The organism is Rhizobium ecuadorense (genome assembly GCF_001187535.1).
Taxonomy (GTDB): Bacteria; Pseudomonadota; Alphaproteobacteria; order Rhizobiales; family Rhizobiaceae; genus Rhizobium; species Rhizobium ecuadorense.
Genome location: NZ_LFIO01001234.1, coordinates 1 through 303, shown reverse-complemented (window position 1 = coordinate 303; position 303 = coordinate 1). Strand labels below are relative to the sequence as shown.

At 57.8% G+C, this 303-nt stretch carries 1 protein-coding gene; it reads left to right on the top strand.

Going from position 1 to position 303, the window contains the following annotated elements; genetic code table 11:
* Positions 1-269, top strand: a 269-nt coding sequence (locus AF337_RS25785; RefSeq protein WP_483150633.1) for a family 4 glycosyl hydrolase, incomplete at its 5' end; no start/stop codon positions are given.
* Positions 270-303 lie beyond the last annotated feature (34 nt).

Here is a 303-nt window from a genome sequence, read left to right as displayed (position 1 = left end):
TCGTGGAAGTGCCTTGCCATGTCGACAGAAACGGAATTCAGCCGATCCGGGTCGGTCGGATCCCCTCGCAGCTTTCCGCCGTCATGAACTTGAGCGTTTCTGTTCAGCAGTTGACGGTCGAGGCGGCTCTCACAAGAAACCGCGAGCGCATCTACCAAGCCGCTCTGCTCGATCCGCATACATCTGCGGAATTGTCGCCAGACCAAATCTGGAACCTTGTCGACGACCTGATCGATGCGCACGGCGATTTGCTGCCGAGATATCAGTGAGATCCCGCGGATAAGCCAGCCACAAGCGCTGCTG